The organism is Pseudomonas sp. B392_1p (genome assembly GCF_052245235.1).
GTDB classification, from domain to species: domain Bacteria; phylum Pseudomonadota; class Gammaproteobacteria; order Pseudomonadales; family Pseudomonadaceae; genus Serpens; species Serpens gallinarum.
In genome coordinates, this window is record NZ_JBQPXM010000011.1 from 50,425 (window position 1) to 74,924 (window position 24,500).

Sequence of the window (24,500 nt, forward strand, 5' to 3'; positions counted from 1 at the left end):
GGACTGACCGAGATGTGACAAGGCCGTGCCCTATAGGCGCGGCCATTATCGATCAGGCTCCCGGCAGCGGTTGCCAGCCTGTTGCGGTGCGCCGCTCCAGCTGGGCGGGTTGACCATCCATGCGCAGCAGGTACAGCCAGCCATGCAGGACCAGGTCGCGCACCACGGGGTGGTTGTCGATGACCCGGTCGATCATGGCCTGCGGCGCCTCGATCACCACATGCAGGCGCAGCGGGCGATGCCTCCACTGCTGGCCATCGTGCAGCGACTGGCGGGCCAGGCCGATGCGCAGATCGCCGCCGTTGCCCTCGAACACGCCGATATGCCCGCCGACCACGTTGTGCAGCAACTTGTTGCCACTGCCGAAGCGCGCATTGTCGGTGGTCGAGGTGAAGTACTGCAGGTTGATCCAGTGCGCCACCACCATGGGCGCGGTCATGATCAGCTCCAGCACAGCGCCCTCGGCATCCTCGCGCCAGTCGTAGTCGTGCAGGAAGGCGCGGCCCTGCAGGTCGACACCGCGAGTACGCGCCCGCGGCGCGGCGATAAACGCGGCGTTGTTGGCCAGGCCCCATTCGGGCCGGGTCTGCGACCAGTCACGGGCACGCCGGCGCAGCCGATCGAGCAATTTGACCGGTTGCGCCTGCAGCGCCGTCAGGCCCAGCCCGGTGGCGCGCTCCTGGCGCACCTGGGCAGCTGCCTGATCAAGCGCCTGGCGCACGCGCAGCCAGTCCGCTTGCAGGGTGGCCGGAATAGCCTCGTGGGCAAACACTTGCACCTCGTCGGTGGTGGTGTTGTGCAGGCCGGCCAGTACATGGCAGTGAGCCGGCAGGTCATGGCCGCGCTGGCGCAGTTCGGCGCGCACCTCGCGGTCGTTGAGCAGGCCAGCCAGCAGGCGCGCATTGACCTCGCCGCTCTGACCGCAGCAGGCACCGCAGTCGAGCCCCGCCGCCTGGGGGTTGTTGGCACTCTGGCTGCCGTGCCCGAGCAGCACCAGCAGCGCCGGGACCGGGCCGTTGAGCCCCATAGCCTGGAGAATGCGCGCGGCCAGATCGGTCTTCTCGGTCAGCGACAGGGCTGGCAATTGCGGGTGCAACTGCTGCCACTCTGCAGGACGCAAGCCGCTGCGATGTGCTTCTTCAGTACCCGAGGACAGGCCACAGGTGCGCCCGAGCAGCGCTCCCGCATAGCCCAAGCCAATACTCTCGACCAGGGTAAAGGTCGAGGCCGGCAGGCGTTCGAACTGACGCCAGCGTCCCTGACGGGCCAGCCGCGCCTGGCGGCGCTGCGCCAGGTGGTCATCCTGCGCGGCATCACCGCTGCTATCGCTGACCTGCAGCTGTGGTGCCAGCAACCCTGGTAACTGCGGGCGAGTGGCGGCGGTGCCCAGCGGCGTGTAGGCAATGGGCAGACCGAAGAAGCCGGCGAAACCACCGGTCTCAAGCTCGGGGCAGACTTGCTCCAGGGCCCGGCGCAAGGGTTCGGAGCGCACATCGATGCAAAAGAACAGCTTAGCCAGCGGCGCCTGCAGCGGTGCTGCCGATTCCGCCCGGCAAAGTTTCTGTTGCAGCTGTTCCTGCCAGGCCAGCTCGTCGGCACGTTGCCACACTTGCAATGCCTGCCAGGCGGCTGAGGGGAGCTGCTGCAAACCGTTCTGCCAGGCCGAGCGCCAACGCCGCCAGTGGCTCTGCGCATCGCGCTGGCGATCGTCCACCAGCCACTCCCAGGCGGCGCGGATAGCCAGCAACTCCAGAGTGGTATGGTCATCCTGCCCCTGCAGGTTGGCCTGCCAGCGCTTGTACGCACACCAGGAGGCCCACCCCAGGCTGCGTAGCAACAGGCAGTCGAACCAGGGCGCCCAGTCATCAGCGCTCAGCCCAAGGCGCTGCACCACGGCCTCAAGCGCCCCGTGGGGCTGCAACGGCAGCTCGGCAATGCGCCCATGCAGGTCGCGGCAGTCACTGAGTACGCTCAACCCTCTGTCTGCCAGCATGCTGCTGCGCCAGGTCTGGTACAGCCCGGTGCCGGCTTCCGGGCGCCAGTCGGCCTGTTCGTGGTCGAACCAGGCGGCGCAGCACTGGCCAATCTGCTGGGTGATCAGCACCCGCCAGCCCGGTAATGTGATACCGGGATCGGCCAGGTCTTCCAGCAGAGGCAGCCCGTTTTTTACCTCCGGCGGCATCTCCAGGGCCTGTAGCAACTGCGCGGTTGTCCAAGTGTCAGCCTGTTCCGCCAGGGCCTGCTGTAGGTGATGTGCGCCAATGCGGCCCTCCTGCCAGGCGTTCCGGTAGTCTGCGGCGCTTAGCGTCAGCGGGCTGCCGGCACGTTGCCAGAGTTCTGCGGCAACGGTTGACCAGGCGTGTTCACGCCGCTCCCACAGCGGGTTGACGGCGATCATGCGGTCCAGTGGCCAGGTCGGGGCGATACGCGCGCAGGCCTGACGCGCAGCCTCGTGCAGCGCATCCCGGTCGAGGCTGGCGAAGTGTTCGAGCGCAGTCATGGGCGATCTCCAGTAGGCGAAGTCAGGGGCTGGGGCGAATGCACCGGCCACATGCGGAAGGTCAGACGGGTGAAGTGCTCATCCAGGTAGAAGCCGGCAAAGGCCAGCGGATACAGGCGCCGCGCCAGTGCGCCCTGAGGGCGCGCCAGGATCAGCGCCTGCAGCAGGTACAGGCCGACAAACAGCAGCAGCGCCAGCCCGATCAGCAACAGCGGCGCCTCCGTTAGCGGGGTATCTAGAATCCAGGCAGCGGCCTGGTGCCAGAGCAGGTAGGCCGCCAGCAGCAGCATGAACATGCTCAGCCCTTGCAGCACTTGCCCGCGGCGCATGCACCAGGGGGCCAGGCCGATGGCGAGAATGGCCAGGGCCACCAGAGGCAGCTCATGGCCCGGCTGTAGCCAGGTCCACGCACCCTGCAGCAGCGCTAGCGCCAGGCCGGCCAGCAGCAGGGCCCAGAGCAGATCGCCTAGGCCTGGCTGCGGAACAGCGGGCTGCAGGGCATGTTGGCGCGCCTGGGCTACCGTCTCGCCTGCGGCGAGGAAGGCATGGGCCTTGTACAGCGAGTGTGCCAACAGGTGCACCAGGGCCAGTTCGTAGAGCCCCAAGCCGCACTCCAGCAGCATCAGGCCCATCTGTGCGCAGGTCGACCAGGCCAGGCGGACCTTGATGCTGATGCGCGTCATCATTACCAGCGCGGCGAGCACTGCGGTCAGGCCGCCGACCACGACCAGCACACTTTGCGCAGGCACGGCGGCGGAAAACAGGGGGGCAAAACGCAGCAGCAGGAAACCACCCAGGTTGACCAGCCCGGCGTGCAGCAGTGCCGACACCGGCGTCGGCGCTTCCATCACCTGGATCAGCCAGCCATGCACCGGCAGCTGCGCGGACTTCAAGATCACTGCCAGGGCCAGCAGCAACGCCGCCAGTTGCAGGTCCCAACCGAGCTGGCCGCTGGCCTGCAGGCGGCTGTTCACGGCGTCGAGAATCACCGCGATGCTGCTGTCACCGCCAGCGCGCACTAGCAATCCGGTAGCCAGCAGCAAACAGACATCGGCCAGGCGACTGGCGAGGAATTTCTTGTGCGCCACCACCAGGGCCTGCGGGCGGTCGCGGTAAAATGTGAGCAGCTGATGCAGGAACAGGCTGGAAAAAATCCAGGCCCCGACCAGCACAATCAGATCAGTGCTGGTGACAACGGTGGCCACTGCCGCCAGCGTACCGAGCAAGGCCAGCACATAACGCTGCTGCCCGAGCTCGCCCTCCAGGTAGCGCCGGGAATAGTCGATGATCACCAACGCCAGCAGGCTGATCAAACCCGCCATCGCCAGGCCCAGTCGATCATCATTCTGTTCGTTAAGAGCCGCCTGCAGCCAGGCCGCCAGAACCAGGCTCAAACCGAGGTAGCCGGCACCCCGGGCCGACCACCAGAGGTGCTCGCGAGTGTGTAAGAGGCTGGCTGGAATCAGCGTCAGGGCATACACCCAGGGCAACAGTTCGACCAGGGGCGGGAGAATGATCGGCACGGGCGTAGCTCCTAATCCATCAACTGGATCTAGTCTCCCGTAGCGCTTGAAGTATTAAAAATAGATTGATATGAATGGATCATTCTCTTTTTAGGAATCCAGCGTGCGCCGACTCAACTTTCACCACTTGCACTACTTCTGGGCCGTGGCAAAGGAAGGCAACCTCACACGCGCTGCCCACTCGCTGCATGTGTCGCAATCGGCGCTGTCCACACAAATCCGCACCCTGGAAGACGAGCTGGGCCACGCGCTGTTTATTCGCAGCGGTCGCAGCCTGACGCTGACCGAAGCGGGACGACTGGTGCTGGACTACGCCGAGAGCATCTTTGCCCTGGGCAGCGAATTGCAGATGACCCTGCAAGGCGCTCAGCAGGACATCCAGCCTTTACGAATCGGCGCCGTTGCAACCCTGTCGCGTAACTTTCAGGAAAATCTGCTGCGGCCCTTTCTCGGCCGTGCGCAGGTGCGTATCACCCTGGAGTCCGGTAGCCTGGAGGAGTTGCTGGAGCGTCTAGCCTTGCACAAACTGGATGTGGTATTGACCAACCAGGCGGTCAGTGGAGATGGCCAACGAGCCTGGCGTTGCCGCCTGCTGGACCGGCAAAGCGTATGTCTGGTGGGACCGCCCCGAAAGGGGCTAGCGCCGTTCACCTTGCCAGCTGACCTGCAGCAGGCACGCCTGATTGTGCCGGGACGCAGCAGTGATATTCGCAGCCAGTTTGAGGTCTACTGCAACAGCCACGGCCTGAGCCCGCACATCTGCGCCGAGGTTGACGACATGGCCATGCTGCGTCTGCTGGCACGTGACTCCGGCGACATCGCCCTGCTCCCCGCCGTTGTTGTGCAGGACGAGCTGCTCAACGGCACCCTGCAGCTGTATGCCGAGCTGCCAGACATTGCCGAGCAGTTCTTTGCGGTCACGCTCCAGCGCCACTTTGGCCTTGGCATTCTGGATGAACTGCTGAATCCGTCATGATTGTTAGAGATGAAATATCAACCCGATCTCTAATGTCATTGGGTCCTGGTTCATTCACAAATACTTAACGGCCGCTTCTGGAACTTTTGAGCCAAACTATGCCCTCCAAAACTGAAATGATTTGCAAAACTTGAGTGATTGAGAAGGTCCACACACACCTCTAGATTCGCGTCCGCAACGCCGGGCCCCTCTGACAGCTAACCGCTGCCATGTCGGAGTTGCAGTTTGTACAACTTCGACACTTAGAGGAGGGGCTCATGACTGCCCTAGAACCGTTCTTCCTAGCCGAGTTCCTCGGCACCGCCACCTGGTTGTGGCTCGTTTTTATCAGCATCGTCATCAGCCTGTTGGTCTTCGACCTCGGGGTGCTGCACCGTGAGCATCGAGAAATCGGCGTTCGCGAAAGCCTGTTGCTGTCCGCCGGCTATATCAGTGCCGGTTTGCTTTTCGGCCTGTGGGTCTGGCAGGTCAAGGGCGGCGACGCCGGCATGGATTTCTACACCGGCTTTCTGATCGAGAAATCGTTGTCGATGGACAACGTATTCCTCATGGCGATGATCTTCAGCTTCCTGGCCATCCCGCGTAAGTACCAGCACGAGGTGCTGTTCTGGGGCATCCTCGGGGTGATCGTGCTGCGCGCGATCATGATTGGCTTGGGTGCGGCGCTGATCGCCGAGTTCAGCTGGATTCTCTACGTGTTCGGCATCTTCCTGCTGCTGACTGGGGTGAAGATGCTGTTCAGCAAGGTCGATGCCCACCCTGACCTCAGCGAAAACCCACTGGTAAAGTTCCTGCGTAAACACATGCGGGTGACCGATCGTTTGCATGAAGGGCGGTTCTTCGTCCGCCAGGCGGATGCCAATGGTAAATCCGTGCTTTGGGCAACGCCGTTGTTCCTGGCCCTGGTGCTGATCGAGTGTGCCGACTTGGTGTTCGCGGTAGACAGCGTGCCGGCGATCTTCGCCATTACCCAGGATCCTTTTATCGTCTACACCTCGAACATCTTTGCCATCCTTGGTTTGCGTGCTTTGTACTTCGCCTTGGCGGCGATGATTCACCGCTTCGCTTACCTCAAGTACGCACTGGCGTTAGTGCTGGTGTTTATCGGCGGCAAGATCTTCCTGGTTGGCATCATCGGCAAAATTCCAGCTGTCATTTCCTTGAGCGTGACTCTGGGCCTATTGCTGGGCGGTGTGCTGCTTTCACTATGGAAAACCCGTGGTCAGCCCCCAGCTAGCCCGCAGGTGTGAATCCATATGGGTGGCGGCCGTCAGTCGGCTGCCACCATCGAATTGGATAGCCACTGATTTAAAGGCACCAGATGACCGCTTTTGGCCGGTTTCTGCCTGTCACGACCGCCCGCTTTAGGTCGAAGGAGTCATTTAAGTAGTCGCTGGATTTGCACACCCTGGAGTTCAAGTCGTCACCGGCAGCTCACCCCACCGGCTAATATACCCCGGCGATTTCAACTGCTGCTTCATCGCCCAGCCTGCCGCGTGCGGCACCCGCGCCAGGCGCAGGGTGCCTCTGCCCAGGTTGGTGTTGACCTTGTCCAGGACGGCCATGAGTTCTTCGCTGCGGGCGGGGCTTGGGGGCGAACAGATCGCCCTGAGTGTGGCCGGGGCTGACGAAGTTCATCAGCTGCACACCGGCTTTCTGGTAGCGGTACCCGGGCAGGTAGATCGCCTCCAACCCGGCCAGAGCGGCTTGCACCAGGTCGCGGCTGTCATTGCTGGGATAAGGCAACGGCACGCTGGCCGTGCGCGCGTAGCGCTTCTTCAGGGGATTGAACTCACCGGTGCGGATGTATACCTGCAGCAGCTGGCAGAAATCGCCCTGGACACGCAGCTTCTCCCCTGCCCGGCTCGCATAGGTGGCCACCGCTTCGCGCAGCGGTTCAAGTTCGGTCACCCGCTCCGAGAATGAACGGCTGCAGATAATCATTTGTTTGGGTTCTGGGCCATCGTCCAGGCCGTAACAGGCCTCGCCGCGCAACTCGCGGATGGTCTTCTCCACCACCACGCTGAATCGCTTGCGCATGGTCTTCGCATCCTGCTGAGCCAGATCCCAAGCCGTGCGCACGCCCATTTCGCCCAGGTGATGCTGTAGCTTGCGGCCAATGCCCCACACCTCGGCCACTGGCGCATCCTTGAGCAATATCGCCTGTTGCTCTGGCCGTGTGGCTACGACTACACCGCTCTGGCTGCGTCGCTTCGCGGCCCAGTTGGCCAGCTTGGACAGCGTCTTGGTGGTGGAGATGCCCACCCCTACCGGGATGCCGGTCTGCCGGTACACCTCGGCCTTGATCATGCGCCCATACGGGGCCAGCGGCTGATGAAAGCCCGTGAGGTCCAAAAAACTTTCGTCGATTGAATACACCTCGATGCGAGGCGCCATGTTGCGCAGCACACTCACCACTCGCGCGGATACGTTGCCATACAGTGCGTAGTTGGAGCTGAATACCTCGATCCCGTGCGGCTCGATCAGCTCACGCATCTTGAAGTACGGCTCGCCCATGCCGATGCCCAGCGCCTTGGCCTCGTTGCTGCGACTCACCACGCAGCCGTCGTTATTGCTCAGCACCACCACCGGCAGGCCGCGCAGATCCGGGCGAAACAGCCGCTCGCACGACACGTAGAAGTTATTGCAGTCCACCAGTACACCGGGCGCATGTCAGAACACCGGCAGTTTGTGGATGCAGAAGACGACTACCCCGAATACTTCCAGCTCCTCGCCCTCCCCCAGGCGAATATCCGGGTAGTTCGGGTTGGCGGCGCGCAACACGGGCAAGCCCCGCTCCAGATCCAGCCGCTTGCAGGTGAAGTCCCCGCGCACTATTGCCACCACCACCATGCCGGGCAGCGGCGGCACTGAGCGATCCACAACCAGGATGTCGCCATCGAATATGCCCAGGCCGGTCATGCTGTCGCCGGACACGCGCAGGAAAAAAGTCGACGCTCGGTGACGAACGCACAGCTCATCCAGGGACAACGTAGCCTCGATGTGGTCATCCGCAGGCGAGGCAAACCCAGCCGCGACGGTGCAAGTAAAGAGAGGCAGTGGCGTATTGGACGGCTCGACAGGGCCAATAAATGCGACAGACATGGCAAACGCCCGGACTACTGTATAGATAAACAGTATTCTGCCATGCACAGTATGGCAATGGCATCAGGACAGGAGGCATTCCATGTGTGGAGGCGTCGAGATTGCAGGCCAGTACACCAACACAGGCCTGCCGGTGCGGGTTTATTTTCCCAACCCCAAGGCCGCCCTCCCCGTACTGCAGGCGGACGGCAGCGTCGAATGGATTGCCTGGGGTCGCCGACGGGAACAACCGGGACGGCTGCCCGCCACAGGCTGGGCGCGGGTGGATTCGATTACTGCAGGGAAATGGGCACGCTACCAGCCGCAGGAGGTGCGAATGCCAGCGGTGCGCTTTATGGAGAAAGACCCAGCGCGGCAATCGCATTGGTTTGATCTGCGGCCCGGCCAGATGCTGGAAGGGCTGTTGTTGGAAGGAGGAGAAGAACGGCGGGTGTATGTGGTGACGTCGGACCCTCCGGAAGGATTGGAATGGGTGCATGATCGCTGGCCGAGACTGGGATAGACGCGCCTGTTGGCCAAGCAAAAAATGCGCAGACATCAATTTCAATTTATGAGCTGAATACATTTTTGATCTCGGCTAAAGCTGTGCGCGTTTCCTTACGGATGACGCGCCCATGGCCAGTCTTGCCTTTAGCTCACGAGCTACCCAGCCTCACCCTGCACATCCGCAACGATATTGGCTCCTCAGTCTGGGGGCATTTTCGCTACCGGCCTTGGCACTCAACACCGCCAACCTGACCCAGTCGGCTCTCTCCCCCGCCTGCCTCGCCTACAAGATTATCGGCATGTGCTTCTGGCTGTCCTGCTCCCCGTTCAGCTGTGAAATCGAAACCTCCATTCGCGTTCAGCACTTCAATCCCGACCTGGTCGTGGCCAGCTACGCCACCACGGGAGAAAACCCCTGGACGGAAATGGCCGCGCTGTCTGCACCTCTGCCTGGTGCCGAAGGTGGCGGCAACCTGATTACGCCGAATACCCGTCGCGACAACCTGCTCCGTTTCAAAAACGTCGATGCCATCGGCCATCCCGGCGGCTGGGCGGTTTCGCAGTTGGCGTCGCAGTCGGGACTGGCGTGCGCCAGCGGCGCCCTGGCCTTCCAGCCCTACTTTCTCAGCACGCTGGATACCCTGGCCTGGCGCCACGCCATTCCGGAAAGCCTCTACCCCGAGGCGCTGACACCCGGGCTGCGCGAGGTGGGCAGCCAGCTCGCGGGCGACATGTGGGGCAACGTCTACCCGCGCCACGGTTTTCTGGTGCAGCCCGATGACTTCAAGGCCGCAGCGGTGATGGCGCAACGAGCGGCCGACTTGGTCACCCGTAACGGACAGCCGCATGTCTACCTGCCGCTCACTCCCGCTGCACGCGCCGGCTACTGGCCACCGCCGCCAATACTGGAAAACGATCCCGCCACGCACCGCTGGCAGCCACTGGCTCCCGAAGTCCAAGACAGCTGCGCAGTGTTCCCGACTGAAACCGTGCAGGCCGAAGACGGCGCCTATGCCTGGGCGCTGTGGCGTCCCTACAGCTGCTGCGAGCGCAAGGGCCAGGTGTTGCTTGGCACCGTCGCTTTTTAGGAGAACCCGACATGGGCCGACTTGCCCGCACCCTCCCCTTGGCAGCCATCATGCTTTGGCCCGTCGCAAGTGCGACCGCCGATGACTACCGTCTCGGCACCCGCGGCGAAGTGCTGGATGACCGCGTGCTCTATACCCTGGGTGGCGGCTCGGCGGTGGGTGCCCCCACCTCGCTGTACCGCCCCGACGGACTCGGGGTTGGACTCACCTGGCGCGCCAACCTGATGTGCGGAAACATGGACCTGCAAACCACCCTGCGTAACCAGCTCAATGGCGTCACCGAAGGCTTTCAGCAGATCATGGGCAGCGTGGTGCAGAACGCCACCCAGGCGGTGATGTCGCTGCCCGCACTGATCATCCAGCGCGCTAACCCCGGCCTCTACGAGCTGCTCAGCAACGGTGTGATGCAGGGCCGCATTGATTACGATCGTTCGCAACTGACCTGCCAGGCCATGGCGCGGCAGATGGCCGAGGCCATCGATCAGGGCGCCTGGGGCTCTCTGGCTAAGGGTCAGGCCATGCAGGCGAACCTGCAGCAAAGTCAGGACGCGATCAGCGTGGTGAGCGCCACCGAAACCACCAGCGGCAATCAGGGCGTTACCTGGGTGGGCGGACAACAGGCCGGCGGTAACGGCCAGCCGCCGATTCGGGTCACCCGCGACCTGGCGCACTCCGGCTACAACCTGCTGCACCGTCGTTCGGCCAGCGATACGCAAGGCATCATCGACGCGGACTGTAACGGCGCTGCCCTGTGCAGCACCTGGAGCACACCGCAGCAGGCGGCGGACTGGGCCGTGCGCGTGCTGGGGGAAACCGAGATCGCCACTTGCAATGACTGCGAGACCCTGCGCGCGAGCGCCGGCACAGGCCTGACGCCACTGATCCAGGAGACCTATCACGAGCACCTGCAAGCGCTGCAAGGCTTGGTGGACGGCTCGCAGCCGATCACCGCCGACAGCCTGGCCAGCGCTTCCAGCCCACTGCTGATGATTAGTCGCGGCGTCATCGAGGCACTGCGAGACGATCCCGACCAAATAACGCTGGCTCGGCGCCTGGCCAGCGAAACCGCCCTGTCCGACGTGATCGGCAAGGCCCTGCTGCTACAGCGTACCCTGCTGGCCGGCCAGCACGAGCCGCACATCGAGTCCGCCACGCCGGCGCACACGGCGGTGCAGCGCCAGCTCGCCACCCTGGAGCGGGAAATTCAGGCTCTGCAACTGGAGATGCAGCTGCGCCAGATGCTGGCCGGCAACACCGCAAGCCTCATTATCGAGCGTCAGGAAGCTGCGACATCCGCCGCGCGCGTCGTTCACCAGGGCGACCCCGAGCCGGGCCGTTTGCGCGAAGCGCAGTCCGGGTCGAGTGGCCAACCGTGAGCCGGCGCGGGCTGACGGTTCTGGGTACCAGCATGGCAATGTTCGTGCTGGCTGCAGCATTGCTAAAGGCCCCACTGGGCAGCCTGGCGGGCATGCCGAACCCGCACAAATTCCTCTCACCTTACTCACCCTTTCTGCTGGCCTGGCGCGTCCTGCTGTACGTCGGCATCGCCACGCTCTGGTTGAAGGTGGATCAGTTGCAAACGAACCCAGCGGCGCGGAGCCAGTGGCGCCGACTCGGAGTCGTCTGTGGACTGTTGATCCTGGCGGTCGAAATCGCGCGCTGTGGGCAGGCATAGGAGACAGCCATGAGCACCAACAGCTATTTGGAGTTCTACCTCACCCTGCTCGGCTGGATCATCAACAACGGCCTGTGGAACGTGCTGCTGGACACCGGACTGTTTGCCGCACCACTGGGCGCGATCATCCTGCAGGAATGGCTGTCGGCGCGGCAGCAAGGCGCCGATGAAGGCAACAAGGGTCTGCTCTCGGTGGCCCGCGTCGAGAACCGCCTGTGGCTGGCCTATCTGGTGTTGATGTTCGCCTGCGCACCGCTGTTGCCAGTGAACCTGACCAACCTGCGCCTGGATGCCCAGGCCAGTCAGCGCTGCGGCATCAGCGTGGCCCAGCCCAACGAAACCGCCTGGGGGGTGACCTTCGACACCCTCGGCGAGCAGTCCGCCAACGTGCCGGTCTGGTGGTACCTGGTGCACACCCTCAGCAAAGGCGTCACGGCGGCCGGCACCGCCGCCATTCCCTGCACGCCGGACATCCGCCAGATCCGCATGGAGATCGACGAGACGCGCATCCATGACCAGGTGCTCTTGCAGGAAGTCGCCGACTTCACCCGCGACTGTTACGGCCGCTCCCGCGCTCGGCTGTTCACCCAGCATCCGGTGCTCAGCAAGGAGGAAGATTTCGCCGCCTCCTGGATCGGTTCGGCTTATTTCCTCGACACCGCAGGCTTCTACGACCGCGACCGTTCTCGCGCACCTCGTCCCAGTTGGCCCTACGATGACGTGCGGGACGCCACCCTTCCCCGTCTCGACAATGGCGCGGGTTATCCCTCCTGCCGTCAATGGTGGGCGGACAGCGGCATCGGTCTGCGCAGCCGGTTGGTCGAGCAGGTCGACCCCAGCCTGTGGACACGCCTGAGCGGATGGCTGAGTGGCCGCTCGACGGCTGAGATTCAGTACGTCACGCTACGCGAGTTGGTCAGCCCCCGTCTGCAATCGCTGACCATGTCCCCCGGGCAGATCTATCAAGAGTACGGCGGTAGCAGCCGCGGCGACTCGCTGGGCCACCGCCTCAACAACCTGGCCACCAACAGTGGCCTGGCCCTCGGCGCCCTCGGCAACTACGCCTCGATGAATGCCCTGCGCACCGCTTTGCCGATGGTGCAGGCCTTCCTGATCCTGGCCACCATTATCTGCGTGCCTCTAGTGCTGTTAATCAGCACCTACCAGCTCAAAGTGCTGATGACCCTGACCTTCGCGCTGTTCACCCTGCACATGCTGACCTTCTGGTGGGAGCTAGCCCGCTGGGTGGACTCGAGCATGCTCGACACGCTGTACCGCAACGTGTCGCTGGGCGACCGTCTGCTGCTGTCGATTCCGCCGGCGGGCTTCGAGGATGGCACCCTGTCGGCGCAGGTGATCATGTATGTGATGGGTGCGATGTTTATCGTGCTGCCGATGTTGTTTCTCGGAGCCATGAGCTGGGCGGGGTATTCGGTGGGGTCTGCAATGCAAAACGGGCTGACCCGTGGAAGCCAAGCCAGTCACGACGCCGGTTCCCAGGGAATAAGCCAGAGCATGGCTCTCTTGAAGGGCGGAAGAAAATAGCGCGATTAACGACATCAATCGTCATGAAGTTCAGGCCAATAAATTCGATGGTTTGGATGATCTATTTCATCAATAGATGGGCCTGACGCCTCAAGCTCATCCGCAGGCATACGGGTCGCCATATAAACGAACCCTATAACCAACACTACGGGCAGCAGTACCCAGTACCCCGCCAGCAGCAGGCCGGCCAGTATCAGTAGATCACCGCCTCTAAATGCACAGCGGACCAACAGCCTGCCATGGCGCATGCCGCTCACCTGAACCCGTTCCAGCTGACGCGCTTCAAGAGCGCGCCAGCGCCGCCACCACGACCCTGCCCAGGCACCGAAGCGATGCGCCTGGGTTGCCTTACCCTGCTCAGCCATAAAGCCCCTCCAGAGCGCCGACTCGATTCATTCCCGCAAGCTTGGCCGGCGCGGCGAAACAATCCATGGCATACCGCGCCGTTGGTCGCTTCGCTTTCAAGTATCAGAACGCAGTGGAAGCCCATGGATTTGAGCCTTCTTCGCCGTCTTGCCAAGGCTGTCGATCCCAACTAACTACCCCTAACGACTCGCTGCCGCTGCAGCACGTCCCAGGTAGCCAGGATCTTCAAGGCTACGCCCTAACCGGGTGATTCGACCCAAGTGCGATCAGCGTTCGGCGGCTCGCACAATCACTTCGGTGATGAACGCCACTTCACCAGCAGTCTTCGCGGCGCCATAGGCCGCTTCCCTACCCACCGGGCACCCATTCCCGGTCGGGCATGGGCATGCCTTCGCCGAGGAAAACAGCATGAGTGATATTTACCAAGAGGTGACCCACAAGATCGTCGAGGCTCTGAAACAGAAGGTGGTGCCCTGGATCAAACCTTGGCATCCCGGTCGGCCTGTGAGTTCTCCCTTTCCCAGCAACGCGGTCACCGGACGCGCCTACCGGGGCGTGAACATTCTGCTGCTCTGGGCCGAAGCACGATTGCAGGGCTATAGCCAGGATCGCTGGCTCACTTACCATCAGGCAAAAGAGGCTGGCGGTCATGTCCGCAAAGACGAACGCAGTACCCTGACCGTCTTCTACAGCTACAAGGAGCGCGAAGCTCGAGATCAGTCGGGCAACATCATCAGCGATGTAGATGGCCTGCCCAAGCTGGAGCGCATTCCGGTGCTCAGACGCAACTTTCTGTTCAACATTGAACAGACCGAGGGCGTGGAAGCGTCACCGGAGGAGATCACGGTTCCGGCCGACTTTTCACCCCACGATGAAGCCGAAAGCCTGATGCGTCGCTCCGGGGCATGCATCATCCACCGCAGCGAAAACAAGGCTTTCTATTCACCCACGCAGGACTTCATCCAGCTGCCCTGCCAGCAGCAGTTCAGCTCCACCGGCGGCTATTACGCGACGGCCCTGCATGAATTGACCCACTGGAGTGGTCATGCGCGTCGTTTGAACCGCGAGGGGATTGTGCTGCCCACCCCGTTTGGCTCGCCGGAATATGCCTTCGAGGAGCTGATCGCGGAAATCGGCGCGGCCTACCTGTGCGCCCTGACGGGCATTCAGGGCGAGCTGCGCCACGAAGGCTACATCGAGTCATGGCTGAAGGTTCTGCAAAGCAACAAGCAGGCGATTTTCCGCGCCAGCGGTTATGCGCGCGATGCCAGCGAGTACCTGCTGAACCTGAAGGCTGACTGTCTCACCGCGTAACGATTGCCCCGGTTCTGCCGGGGCTTTTTTACATAATGCGATGACATCGATTTCAATTTAATCGATGCGGAGTCGGGCAGCAGCTGATAACCGTTGCATTGTTCAACAACATGGAGCGTGACCGACATGGAAAACCAAATCCCTTCGCTGCAGCACCCAAGGCCTCAGTCTCGATCCGTAGCAGACGCGTCGGCCGCGAACGAGCCAAGAAGAGTTGATCCGGATGAAGCGGTGGCAGATTCGAGCCCGAGATCCTTCGGCTTTTTCGCTGCCGACGACCTGTCCGTGCAGCCCATTAGATGGCTGGTGGACGGCTACCTCGAACAGAACACCATGGCGGTCTTGTACGGCGGATCCGAGACGGACAATTGGATCCTTGCCCTCGATCTGTCCTGCTGTGTGGCAACCAACACGCTGTTTCACGGCCAGACGGTGCACCAAGGCGCCGTGTTCTACATTGCCGGTGCGAGCCACGGGGGCATTGCCCGACGTTTGCATGGCTGGTCGGAAAACAACGACGTCAGCCTCAAGAATGCCCCCCTTTATATCTCCAGCCATCCGGTTGATCTGACCATCGCGGCTCATATCACACAGGTTGCCCTGGAAATTACTGCGCTATCCGAAGCTACCGGTCACGCACCCGCGTTGATCGTGATCGACACGTTGTCCCGTCGTTTCAGCGGGAACGAATACAGCGCAGCCGATATGGGTCGCCTTGTGCGCCTGGTGGATGAGTTGCGCAGTCGCTTGAATGCGACCGTCATGGTGCTCAGCGACCTGAATAGCACTCGTGGCTCCTCGACGCTCGATAGTGCGGCTGATGCCGTGTACGAGCTGAGCCGGACAACGGGCGACCGGTTGATCACCCTTAATGCGCGCAAGATGAGAAACACCCCGGAGCCCGCGCCCAAGACCTTCGATCTGGTCAAGTTTCTGGTGGAGACGTAAGTCAGGATTCTCCGCTTGGTGAGGCTCATGGCTGGCTTCCAGGACCCCAGCAAAACCGCCCGGTGCTTCATCACCGCAGCCCCCGGCAATTGCCTTCGGTTCACTGGAGGCAGGCCGCAGGCCTCCCCGATTGCGATACCAATCGCCCCCCGCAGCCAACCCGGCTCTTGCCTGAATATAAGAGTCTCATCGCGTAACGGCTGCCCCGGTTCTGCCGGGGCATTTTTCCTGCTGGGGTACCCATGCGCTGGCTTCGCAGGTTCTCAATAGCAAGCCGATCCCGGTTGCTCACCGCCTCCTCAGACGAAAATGAGCACGTCGCTGATAGGGCGCTATGGATAGCCGACCGCGGTGATCACCTGGATCGCATCTATCAGCAAACCTCACTGCCGAAAGCATGCTTCGAACAGCTCTTCCTGGTCCCCCTCACACGCTACGCGGCACGGGTACAGCAGATGCCAGCCCAGCAGAAAACCTACGCCTACCCGGGAGGGTTTCTGGACCACAGCCTGGCCTTGATCGAGAGTGCCCTCTGCCTGCGCCGCTCACGACTGCTTCCCGCCGGCGCAGCCCCGGAAGAGCAGGCACACCAGACCGAGGCCTGGTCCGCGGCGCTCGTGTATGCCGCGCTGCTCGATGAACTGAATACGCTTGCCCAGGCAGACGTTGGAAACGGCCACGGTTTGGCCCTGCTTGTCGACCAAGGCATCTGTAACTGGCTTCAGGGGTTCCCTGAGCTATGGAACCAACTCGCTATCGCCTCCATCAACCCTCGCCCCCAGGCAAGTGAGCTGGGCGAGCTGATTGACCTGGCGCGACGGGCGCTGGACGGTTCCCCACCCGCAAGCCAGGGCCAGACAGACGTCGCTTCCGCATCCCGGGACGCGATGGTCAATGATGACCATACCCCTCAAGCCCCTGCCGTCGCGCACCACGAGGAAGACCGCACCGCTGAAAACCCCGGGCTGGCGTTTCTCCTCTGGCTGAGGAGGCTCATCGCCCAACAGCAATTGTCGGTGAATGAGGACAACTCAAAGGTGCATGTCGTTGATGGCCAGGCATTCCTTTGCAGCCCCGCCCTTTTCCAGCGTTATTGCCGCGACCTGAAAGCAGACAGCCTGCCAGGGTCAGGCAGGTTGGAGTGGCGAAACCTTCAACGCCGCTTCGAGGCACTGCAGCTCCATCGCAAAGGCCCGGACGGAATGAGTCTGTGGAACGGCTCATTGGCGCGGCCAGGCCGCACGTCCCGTCGGTACAGTGGGTATCTGCTGAAAGCAGATGCGCTCTTCTCCATCACCCCACCAGACAACCCCAACCTTTGTTTAATTCAAGATATGAAAGTCGATTAGCTCGGCACTCATATTAATCGGCTGGATATACATATAACACTAAACCACCCAAACGCTTGGCTTGTTACCCACTAAACTTCGAAACCGCTCACGTTCCAAACCAAAATAACCGCAATACACTTTCAGCCTTCCGTGCATCTGCTAACAAATACTCCCGAACCATTCGCTCAACCGAACGACGATGTCACAAGGAATTGTCATCGTAGAAAAGGATATTCGACTGATGCCATACAATCCCGATTCTAAAATCTATTACCGTCCTCTTGAAGCCGCTCTGCGTTGGTGCAACCTGTCCGAGCACGAGGAGCACATACTCACCGAAGCGGCAAAGTCACCTGCCTTCCAGCCCTGGAGCTGTTTTGCGAAGTGGCCATGTCTGCAGGTCAACAACGAGAAAATCCTCGATGCCATCCATAACGGCGAGCTGCGCTACGGTTGTATGGGCACTACTGTCACCGCTGGTTCCTGCGTCGAATCTCACTACCTGACGGTCCGGCATACCGACCTTAAAAACTGGATGTCCGATTATTATCCGGATCAGAAACCAAGTTTTCTTTTTGATGCCATTGAAAGAAAGACTCACAGCCGTATTACCTTGAGCGCATTTCAGGTAATCAAGGCCGAACATGATTCGTTGCTTAGAAAGATAGAGTCGCAATGCGCAGAGTGTCAGTTTAAAAATTCAACGATTGCCGATATATCTCTGGAAAGTGGCATTATTAGTGGAGCTTCAAGAGTTCCCAGCGAACGCAGCGAAAAAACCAATCTGAATATCATCGGCTCCCTCCTCAACTTGTTACTCGGGAAATCCCCGTCGGGCATTCCCTACTCCAATTTTGAAACGCAAACCGCCGTGATTTCTTCATTGCTTGCGCATCACACCGGGCGCCTGGGCATCACGCAACGAACCCTTGAGCGGAAGTTCGCCGCAGCTCGGCAAAGTCTCGGGGCGGGCAGGACGCCCTTACCGCCAATACGGTAAGCCGTACCGCCAATACGGTTTACCGTTGGGCAATGCTTGTCTTTCTTCAGGTCACCATCACACGCCACAAGGCGCCAAGGAGTGACCTCATGCAAGATCTCAAGCAGGCTTTCGCCCACCCACGCCATATTCTTCGCCTCAATGAAGTCATGCGCCGAACCGGTTTCCGGCGGGCGCACATCTACAACCTGATGAAACTCGACAAATTCCCGCACGCCAGGCGTATCGGCCTGCGGGCAGTGGGTTGGGATTCACAAGAAATCGAGCAGTGGATCGCCGCCCGCCTGGACAGGAGCTGATCGCATGTACGTGCTTTCGGTCATGTCCACCAAGGGCGGCGTGGGCAAAACCACTATCACGGCCAACCTGGGCGCCATGCTCGCCGATGCGGGCTTGCGCGTGCTACTGATTGATCTGGACAGCCAGCCGACCCTGTCCAGCTACTTTCCCCTGAATAACCGGGCGCCGTGTGGGACGTTCGAACTTATCGCCCAGCACCAGTTGGATCCGCACCAGGTCGTATCACGCACCGATGTCGCCGGGCTGGACCTGATCCGCTCCAATGATCCGACCAGCCAACTGTCCACTCTCCTGCTCCATGCCCCCGATGGTCGGGTCCGTCTGCGCAACCTGCTGCCCCGGCTGGCCAGCGCCTATGACCTGGTCCTGATCGATACCCAGGGTTCGCGCAGCGTCGTACTGGAGATGGCAGTGCTGGCAGCGGATCGGGCGCTTTCGCCGGTGCTCCCGGAAATGCTCGCCGCCAGAGAAGTACATGGCGGCACCCTGCAATTGCTGGCCGACCTGCAGCCGCTGCAACGGATGGGCATCCGCACGCCACCGCTGGCCCTGCTGCTCAATCGCACGGAAAGCATCAGCAACGACGGCCGCCTGATTACCGCTGGCCTGCGCCGTTCGTTCAGCAATACACCGCCCTTGCTGCTCCTCAATACCAGCATCCCCGGCTTGGTCGCCTACCGGCAGGCCGCCACGCTCGGGCTACCGGCCCACCGTTTCGAGCCTCGCCAGCCCCACGGCCGCAAGGCGCCATCCTGCCTCGCCTCGCTGCAGGCGCTGGCCGTCGAGCTGTTTCCACAGTGGCACCGGCAACTGGCTCAGTTGTCTCCGGATGCGGGAGACTCACAATGACGATCACTCCCGTTTTGCCGCCCCACTCCGATGAGGCGGAACAGTCCGTCCTCGGCGGCCTGCTGCTGGATAACAATGCCTGGGACCTGGTTGCCGACCTGCTCTGCGGCGACGACTTCTTTCGCGCGGAGCACCGGCTGATTTTCCGCGCCATGGAATCACTCGCCCAGCAGGCCTTGCCGTTCGATGTGGTCAGCCTGGCTGAACAGTTGAAGAGTCAGCCGGAAGCGGGAGGGTTGGCGTACCTGGGTGAACTGGCCAAGAACATTCCTTCGGTGGCCAACATAAAGACCTATGCAGGGATCGTTCGCGACCGCGCCCATCGGCGCCGCTTGATGCAATTCGGCTTCGCCTGCTACCGCGAAGCCAACGAGCCCGACGGGATCGCCACCGCGTTGCAGGAGCAATTCGAGCAACGTTTGTTCAGCCTGGGTCAGCACCTTCAAACCCACGACTTCATCGATTTGAACCAGTGCTTGTCGATCGTCATCGATGAAATCGACACACACTTCAATGCGGGCAGCGCAACCACCGGCCTTCCCAGTGGCCTGGCAACCTTGGATGAGCACACGGCGGGTTTCCAGCCGGCCGACCTGATCATCGTCGCGGCGCGGCCGTCGATGGGCAAGACCAGCTTGGCACTGAGCCTGCTTGAAAGCGCCCTGCTCGCCCGCCCCGAGCACAGCGTGCAGATCTATAGCCTGGAGATGCCGGCGCGCGCACTGGTCTATCGCTTGCTGGCCATCCTTGGCCAGTTGTCGCTGTCCAACCTGCTCAAGGGCGCGTTGCAGGATGACGATTGGCCACGCCTGAGTGCGGCGGTGGGCAAGCTCAGCCAGTTCGGGGAGCGGCTGATTATCGATGACACGCCCGCGCTGAGTTGCACGGCCCTACGCGCCCGGGCACGGCGGGCCAGCCGGCGCTTCGGCATGCCAGCGCTGGTGATGATCGATTACCTGCAGCTGATGCGCTCATCCCCACGGGAAAACCGCAACCTGGAAATCACCGAGATCACCGGCGCACTCAAGGCCCTGGCCAAGGAGCTCAACTGCCCCGTGATCGCCCTGTCCCAGCTCAACCGTGCCCTGGAGCAGCGCAGCAACAAGCGCCCGCTGCTGTCCGACCTGCGCGAATCGGGGGCCATCGAGCAGGACGCCGACCTGATCCTGTTCGTCTACCGCGACGAGGTCTACCACAAGGACAGCGAGGCGCGCGGCACGGCGGAACTGATCATCGGCAAACACCGCAACGGCCCGACCGGTACGGTGTACTGCGCGTTTCTTGCCGAACAGGCGCGCTTCGCGTCACTGGCCACGCCATCCAGCTGGAGGCCGGAATAATGCAGCCTCGCCATGCCCACCCCTCCCTGGACAGCATTGCCCAGCAGTTGCGGTCGACCCAAGGCGAGGCGTCCCGAGAGATTATTCTGGCCGACCCGCTAAGCGACACACCCATCCGCGTCAGCCTGGAGCAACTGCGCCCCTACGAACACAACCCGCGCATCCTGCGCAATCCGCTCCACGATCAGCTCAAAGCCTCGATCCGCGAGCGCGGGCTGGATCAGCCCCCCACCGTTACCCGACGCCCTGGGGAAACCCACTACATCATTCGCAACGGCGGCAACACCCGTCTGGCCATCCTCAACGAGCTCTGGACCGAAACCGCCGATGAGCGCTTCTTCTACCTCGATTGCCTGTTCAAGCCGTGGACGGATGAATCCAGCGCGCTCCTCGGCCATCTCGCTGAAAACGACCTGCATGCCCAGCTCAGCTTCATCGAACGCGCCCTCGCCGTGGGGCGCATCAAGTCCCTCTATGAACAGGACGGTCCCGCACTCAGCCAGCAGGAACTGGCCAGACGCCTGTCCGCAGGCGGCTATCCGGTCTCGCAATCGCACATCAGCCGCATGCTCGACACGCTTGAACACCTGCTGCCGGGACTACCCCTGGCGCTGCGAGCAGGCTTGGGAAAACCCCAGATCGCACGGCTGCTGGCCTTGCGCAAACAGGCGCAGGCTCTCTGGGAGCAGCAAAAGAATGCTGGAGAAGACTTCGGCACATTCTGGACACGCACCCTGCAAGCGTTCGACACCGCGGGCATCCCGCCCATCGAGGCGCTGAGCGAGCATCTGCTGAGCCAACTGGAGCAGCCGGACACTCCGCCTGCCGAATCGGCCCCCCTGCTAACCTCCACAGAACGCCCAGCCGAGACGCAACCGGACAGAGAGCCGTCCAGCATCCCCCCACCGCACCGCGTCGAGCACATACGCCAGCACCCCAGCCAACCTGAGGCCGATAGCGAACGCGCCCTCGGTACGGAGTTGTGGTCCATCAATCCTGAACTCGACAGCCCGGTGCGGCTGCGCGCGGACATCCACCGCCTGGCCAGCACCCTGGCCACAGCCGCCGGCAGCGCCGAGGCAGTCTTCCCCACCGACTACGGCCTGGGGTTTGCCTGCCGGCCCAGCCCCAACGAGTCGCCTCTGGCGCTGTCCGTGCAGTTGCTTCTGGGCGCCTTGCTGCGTGCACATGATGCTCTCGACTGGCAGGACCGCCGTCATCTGCCGGCCGCGTTGTTCGGGCAGGTGCTGCTGGGCATTTATCAGTTGCCACTGCCCGACCAGCCCGCCGAGGACATCGGTCTGGCCCGCCTGCCGGATACGCTGCTGATGCAGCTCCTGCGCCTGATCCGCCTGAGTCGCCGCCTGATCGACCTGGAATCCCCGCCTGCCATCTGAAAGGAGTACCGCGATGAGTCTCTCCTTCAACATCCTCAACAACGCCATGCTGATCCAGCTTCTGCATGACCTGCGTGCCGGCAACCTGCAGCGCTGCAAGACGCTGGGCCTGAGTGAGGATGACCTGCAGCTTCTGCAAACACTGCCCTACAGCATTATGGCGAGTCTGGCGCACGCAGCGGTGCCCTGGGTGCACGTGCGCATCGATGTACAGACGTTCCGGCGCATCATTGCCCAGGGTGAACGGGACGAGCAGCTCGAGCGGCTGATCAACCGGGCGATCCGCCTCGGCGCCAGCAGCGCCATCATGTACGAGTGCTTCGGCCTATTGAATTCGGAAACCGCACTGCGCAGGCGGCTGCTGAACGTCCCGGTCCGCAAGGGACGCCCCCAGCAACTCAGCGAGGCCCAGCAACATGCCCTCTGGCTGAGATGGCGCCAGTTGCGCCCCAAGGAGCACAGCAAGGATTCATTGGCGCATTTTGAAGCCATGCTGTTGCTGGCCGAAGAGCAGCAGATCAGCGTGTCCCACATCTGGCAGCAAGTGGCATTACACGGCGAACGACAATGAGCACCGCGCGCTGGATGCGGATTATTCAGCACGCCACCCGACTGCCTGCCACCTGGGAGCCGCACCGATCCGACGCAGGCCATTCCAGCGACAATCAAAGCGACAGGCACCGCGTCATCCTTTACAGCGGCAAGCCCCACGGCGCTGTGCCACGCGCCCTGCTGCTCGACAGGCGACTGACCCCACTGGAGCGCAATGCTTGGCTGGTCATTCACCTGCTGGCCCACGAGTCTGAAACGGCCACAGAACGCCATGGCGATCTGCAGCACTATCTGTCCAGCGTGCCAGGCGGCACATGCGCCTCGCGAGAAACCGTGGCGCGCGTGCTGTCCCTGCTGCGCCTGACCCGCTGGCTCAGTCGGGTATCACAGGGGCGTGACGCCCACACAGGTCAGTTACGCAAGGCGGTGTACGTCCTGCATGATGAACCGCTGAGCCCTGCCGAAGCCCTGAAGCTTGATCCTCAGTACGCTGAGCTGATCGGCAACAGTCTGGTGCATGCGGCCAAGGCGGTACGCCTGGTGGCCGAACAGGTGCTCGACGAGCTGAAACAGGACCCCGCCGTTGGCCCCTCACAGGTGCCAACACCTCATGCAAGTCGGCCACTGCGTCCTCACCAACGCGCCAGACCAAGCATACTTATGCCACCGCACGAATCCGAACCAGGTGATTTTGCTCAGTTCGGAATCGCGCAAGCCCTGGTTCGGAATCGTGCAGCGCCCAGTTCGGAAACCGAACCAAGCCTGAAATCAAGGACTTACCACCCAGTTCGGAATCCGAACTCACCCAGTACAGTACATACAAATACAAGTATTGATATCTGTACTGTACCGCGCGCGCAGGAGGACGCAGCGCTTGGCTTTTGCCTCGATGGGCTGAATACCCTGAAGCTCAGCCCCAGCGCACAGCGGCAGGTCATCCCGGCGTTGATCAGCCTGGCACCGGCACAACGTCAGGCCGTGCTGGACGAGGCCGCCGCACGCTGCAGGGCCGGTGGCATCCGCGAGCCCGCGGCCTACCTGACGGCACTGATCCAGCGGGCCAGGCGTGGCGAGTTCATGCTGTGGGCCGGCGCCAGCGAGACAAGCACAGCGCCCCCTGCTAAACCGCCCGAACGCCCTTGCACTGCACAGCCCAAACGCCAACCCGGCGACCCGGTGTCCGCACAGGTGCAGGCCTGCCTGGATGAACTTCGCCAACACAGCCGATTAAGGCCCGAGACCTGATGCGTTATGCCAGTGGAATAAACCCGCCGCCCGGCGCAATGACCGTTATGTCAGTGACATAACGGTCCGTATCTCAAGCGGTAATAACCGAACAAAGCACTTTCGGTTTTGTGGCTGCATGGGCTTTCGGCATTGCGCATCATCCCACCACTTACGCCGCCGCGAGGACCTGCCAGTGGACGCGTTCCATCCGCTCGAATTGGGCGCTTTGCGCAGCAACATCAGTCTGACCCTGCACACCTTCCATGCCGCCCTGATCTGGCGCGGTCGCACGGCGCGCCCCGGCGCTCGGCCAATTCTCGGCATGGCCGGGTATATCCAGGTCACCAATCGGCTCAAGCAGGCGGCGGCCCGCGATGATCCCTATGCCGACTGGGCCATGTGTCAGCTCGAAGCAAAACTGGAGTCCGCCAAGGCCAGTATCGGCGAACTGATCCAGCACCTGAAGCGCATCCACGAGGACAGGCCCGGACAGGTCTACGTGGGTGAAAATCTGAATCAGCACCCGGTCATCCTGCCGTTGTTCATTGGCAGTCAGTTGGGTTTTCTGGGTGTTTACCTGCTAACCGATTACGACGTGCTGGCTCGCCGCGCCCTGCTGGCCCATCACACCGCGCTGATCACTCAGCAGGACATGGCGCGCATCCTGGACAGTGGCGGCCGTCAGCTACGCGGCCTGTTCGACCTGGCGCAGCGCTGCAAACCATCGGGATTGAGCCGCGAGGACTTTCAGGCCAACCACGCCGAGGCGCAGGCGGTCCGCGCACGCCTGGGAGCACTGCCGGAAGACATCCTCAGCGGAGTGCGGCGCTCGCAGTACGCGCCGAGTATTGTGAGGGCTCGAGCCAGCCCTATTACCAACCTTCACCCTGGCGAGAGTGCAACTTGACGCTTACCAAACATCGTCGAGCTGAATCGCTGCATCACTCGGCGTGACCAGACTGGCATGGTGCATGCCGC

At 62.2% G+C, this 24,500-nt stretch carries 22 protein-coding genes and 1 pseudogene; 18 read left to right on the plus strand and 5 right to left on the minus strand.

Annotated elements, in window-relative coordinates; genetic code table 11:
* Positions 1-52: 52 nt before the first annotated feature.
* Together ACTV8E_RS15565 and ACTV8E_RS15570 are read right to left on the minus strand one after the other, a co-directional pair.
* The gene (locus ACTV8E_RS15565; RefSeq protein WP_169971105.1) at positions 53-2,500 is read right to left on the minus strand and encodes a YbcC family protein; all 2,448 of its coding nucleotides are present in this window, start codon (positions 2,498-2,500) and stop codon (positions 53-55) included.
* Positions 2,497-4,023 carry an NADH-quinone oxidoreductase subunit L gene (locus ACTV8E_RS15570; RefSeq protein ID WP_169971104.1) on the minus strand — a complete coding sequence of 509 codons (1,527 nt, stop codon included), beginning with the start codon at positions 4,021-4,023 and terminating at the stop codon, positions 2,497-2,499. The genes ACTV8E_RS15565 and ACTV8E_RS15570 overlap by 4 nt, the downstream gene beginning before the upstream one ends.
* Before the next feature lie 103 nt (positions 4,024-4,126).
* Between ACTV8E_RS15570 and ACTV8E_RS15575 the strand changes: the two genes are divergently transcribed.
* Both ACTV8E_RS15575 and ACTV8E_RS15580 read left to right on the plus strand, forming a co-directional pair.
* On the plus strand, positions 4,127-4,999 hold the full coding sequence (locus ACTV8E_RS15575; RefSeq protein ID WP_003245859.1) for a LysR family transcriptional regulator: 873 nt from the start codon (positions 4,127-4,129) through the stop codon (positions 4,997-4,999).
* 257 nt (positions 5,000-5,256) lie between these two features.
* Positions 5,257-6,249, plus strand: coding sequence for a TerC family protein (locus tag ACTV8E_RS15580; protein WP_169971103.1), 993 nt, complete (start codon positions 5,257-5,259; stop codon positions 6,247-6,249).
* Between the two features lie 165 nt (positions 6,250-6,414).
* Here ACTV8E_RS15580 and umuC read toward each other — a convergent pair.
* Positions 6,415-7,657: pseudogene (umuC, locus tag ACTV8E_RS15585) on the minus strand (translesion error-prone DNA polymerase V subunit UmuC).
* A 15-nt stretch (positions 7,658-7,672) separates the two neighbouring features.
* The gene (locus ACTV8E_RS15590; RefSeq protein WP_443200097.1) at positions 7,673-8,104 is read right to left on the minus strand and encodes a LexA family protein; all 432 of its coding nucleotides are present in this window, start codon (positions 8,102-8,104) and stop codon (positions 7,673-7,675) included.
* A gap of 82 nt (positions 8,105-8,186) precedes the next feature.
* Here ACTV8E_RS15590 and ACTV8E_RS15595 point away from each other — a divergent pair, with 82 nt between their 5' ends.
* The 5 genes from ACTV8E_RS15595 to ACTV8E_RS15615 all read left to right on the plus strand — a co-directional run bounded on the left by ACTV8E_RS15595 (position 8,187) and on the right by ACTV8E_RS15615 (position 12,898).
* Positions 8,187-8,606, plus strand: a complete 420-nt coding sequence (locus ACTV8E_RS15595) for a hypothetical protein (RefSeq protein WP_443200098.1) — start codon at positions 8,187-8,189, stop codon at positions 8,604-8,606.
* A gap of 112 nt (positions 8,607-8,718) precedes the next feature.
* Positions 8,719-9,678: a TIGR03756 family integrating conjugative element protein gene (locus tag ACTV8E_RS15600; protein WP_443200099.1), complete on the plus strand. Its 960-nt coding sequence runs from the start codon at positions 8,719-8,721 to the stop codon at positions 9,676-9,678.
* 11 nt (positions 9,679-9,689) lie between these two features.
* Positions 9,690-11,054, plus strand: a complete 1,365-nt coding sequence (locus ACTV8E_RS15605) for an integrating conjugative element protein (protein ID WP_443200100.1) — start codon at positions 9,690-9,692, stop codon at positions 11,052-11,054.
* 32 nt (positions 11,055-11,086) lie between these two features.
* Positions 11,087-11,353, plus strand: a complete 267-nt coding sequence (locus tag ACTV8E_RS15610; protein ID WP_443200101.1) for a hypothetical protein — start codon at positions 11,087-11,089, stop codon at positions 11,351-11,353.
* 9 nt (positions 11,354-11,362) lie between these two features.
* Positions 11,363-12,898: a conjugal transfer protein TraG N-terminal domain-containing protein gene (locus tag ACTV8E_RS15615; protein WP_443200102.1), complete on the plus strand. Its 1,536-nt coding sequence runs from the start codon at positions 11,363-11,365 to the stop codon at positions 12,896-12,898.
* A 14-nt stretch (positions 12,899-12,912) separates the two neighbouring features.
* Here the strand turns inward: ACTV8E_RS15615 and ACTV8E_RS15620 are convergent, their stop codons facing one another.
* A complete protein-coding gene (locus ACTV8E_RS15620; protein WP_443200103.1) occupies positions 12,913-13,263 on the minus strand; it encodes a hypothetical protein in 351 nt (116 codons plus the stop codon).
* A gap of 409 nt (positions 13,264-13,672) precedes the next feature.
* Between ACTV8E_RS15620 and ACTV8E_RS15625 the strand changes: the two genes are divergently transcribed.
* The 11 genes from ACTV8E_RS15625 (at position 13,673) to ACTV8E_RS15675 (ending at position 24,429) form a co-directional block, all read left to right on the plus strand.
* A complete protein-coding gene (locus tag ACTV8E_RS15625; protein WP_443200104.1) occupies positions 13,673-14,578 on the plus strand; it encodes an ArdC family protein in 906 nt (301 codons plus the stop codon).
* A 126-nt stretch (positions 14,579-14,704) separates the two neighbouring features.
* A complete protein-coding gene (locus tag ACTV8E_RS15630; protein ID WP_443200105.1) occupies positions 14,705-15,526 on the plus strand; it encodes an AAA family ATPase in 822 nt (273 codons plus the stop codon).
* 242 nt (positions 15,527-15,768) lie between these two features.
* Positions 15,769-16,875, plus strand: a complete 1,107-nt coding sequence (locus ACTV8E_RS15635; protein WP_443200106.1) for a TraI domain-containing protein — start codon at positions 15,769-15,771, stop codon at positions 16,873-16,875.
* 181 nt (positions 16,876-17,056) lie between these two features.
* On the plus strand, positions 17,057-17,857 hold the full coding sequence (locus ACTV8E_RS15640; protein WP_443200107.1) for a hypothetical protein: 801 nt from the start codon (positions 17,057-17,059) through the stop codon (positions 17,855-17,857).
* Between the two features lie 89 nt (positions 17,858-17,946).
* Positions 17,947-18,156: an AlpA family phage regulatory protein gene (locus tag ACTV8E_RS15645; RefSeq protein WP_443200108.1), complete on the plus strand. Its 210-nt coding sequence runs from the start codon at positions 17,947-17,949 to the stop codon at positions 18,154-18,156.
* Positions 18,157-18,160: 4 nt separating this feature from the next.
* Positions 18,161-19,006, plus strand: a complete 846-nt coding sequence (locus tag ACTV8E_RS15650; RefSeq protein ID WP_443200109.1) for a ParA family protein — start codon at positions 18,161-18,163, stop codon at positions 19,004-19,006.
* A complete protein-coding gene (gene dnaB / locus ACTV8E_RS15655; RefSeq protein ID WP_443200110.1) occupies positions 19,003-20,346 on the plus strand; it encodes a replicative DNA helicase in 1,344 nt (447 codons plus the stop codon). Before ACTV8E_RS15650 ends, dnaB begins: the two co-directional genes overlap by 4 nt.
* Positions 20,346-21,743: a ParB family protein gene (locus tag ACTV8E_RS15660; protein ID WP_443200111.1), complete on the plus strand. Its 1,398-nt coding sequence runs from the start codon at positions 20,346-20,348 to the stop codon at positions 21,741-21,743. The genes dnaB and ACTV8E_RS15660 overlap by 1 nt, the downstream gene beginning before the upstream one ends.
* 13 nt (positions 21,744-21,756) lie before the next feature.
* Positions 21,757-22,314 carry a DUF2857 domain-containing protein gene (locus ACTV8E_RS15665; protein ID WP_443200112.1) on the plus strand — a complete coding sequence of 186 codons (558 nt, stop codon included), beginning with the start codon at positions 21,757-21,759 and terminating at the stop codon, positions 22,312-22,314.
* Entirely contained in the window at positions 22,311-23,540 is a 1,230-nt protein-coding gene (locus tag ACTV8E_RS15670; protein WP_443200113.1) for an STY4528 family pathogenicity island replication protein, read from the plus strand. The genes ACTV8E_RS15665 and ACTV8E_RS15670 overlap by 4 nt, the downstream gene beginning before the upstream one ends.
* Positions 23,541-23,715: 175 nt before the next feature.
* Positions 23,716-24,429, plus strand: a complete 714-nt coding sequence (locus ACTV8E_RS15675) for a PFL_4669 family integrating conjugative element protein (protein ID WP_443200114.1) — start codon at positions 23,716-23,718, stop codon at positions 24,427-24,429.
* The last annotated feature ends 71 nt before the right edge of the window (positions 24,430-24,500 follow it).